The sequence below is a fragment of the Bradyrhizobium sp. WSM4873 genome, from assembly GCF_055811355.1.
Map to the genome: position 1 here is coordinate 1 of NZ_JBVVPS010000105.1, position 861 is coordinate 861.

The following is an 861-nucleotide window of genomic DNA, read 5'->3' on the forward strand; positions in this document are numbered from 1 at the left end:
TTTTGAAAGGAGGAAGCAATGAGGACACGGAACAAGCCCAGGCCGGCAACGGTGTTTGGGATCGACATTGGCAAGAACCTTTTCCACGTCGTTGGGCTCGACGCCGCCGGAATGCCGATCCAGAAGGCGACCTTTCGGCGCGATACGCTCTTGCAGTTCTTCGAACGTGCAGGACCGGCTTTGGTGGGGATGGAGGCCTGCTCCGGCTCGCAATGGTTGGCCCGCAAGATCGCCGCCATGGGGCACACCGTTCGCATTATCCCAGCTCAATTCGTGAAGCCAAATGTGAAGTCCAACAAAAATGACATCATCGATGCCGCGGCGATCGCCGAAGCCGTGACGAGACCAACGATGCGCTTCGTCGAGCTAAGGTCGCCTGAGCACATTGACCTGCAAGCGCTGCATCGTGTTCGCGATCGGATGATGTCGCAACGGACGTGCCTCATCAATCAGATGCGCGCTTTTTGCCTGGAATATGGGATCGCCATTCACCAGGGCGCCGGCAAGTTCAAGGCTGATCTGCCGAGGGTTTTGGCCGATCAGTCGAATGATCTAACCTCGGCGATGCGTCGCATTCTTGCATCTACATTTGACGAGCTGCGGCAGCTGGAGCTGCGGATTGCCGAGGTCAACCGCGAGATTGAGGCAATTGCCTCTCAAAGCGATACCGCACGTCGATTGATGACCATCCCGGGCATTGGTCCGCTGGCCGCGACGGCGCTTTTGGCAGCAGCTGGATCTGCCCGCCAGTTCAAAAAGGCCCGCGATATGGCAGCTTGGCTAGGTCTTGTCCCGAGAGAATATTCTACGGGAGGCAAAACGAAGCTGCTGGGGATAAGCAAGCGCGGCAATCGATATCTG

General features: G+C 57.5%; 1 protein-coding gene. It reads left to right on the top strand.

Annotation, left to right across the window (positions count from 1 at the left end; genetic code table 11):
* Positions 1-18: 18 nt before the first annotated feature.
* Positions 19-861, top strand: an 843-nt coding sequence (locus AC0L21_RS37930) for an IS110 family RNA-guided transposase (protein WP_473267090.1), incomplete at its 3' end; no start/stop codon positions are given.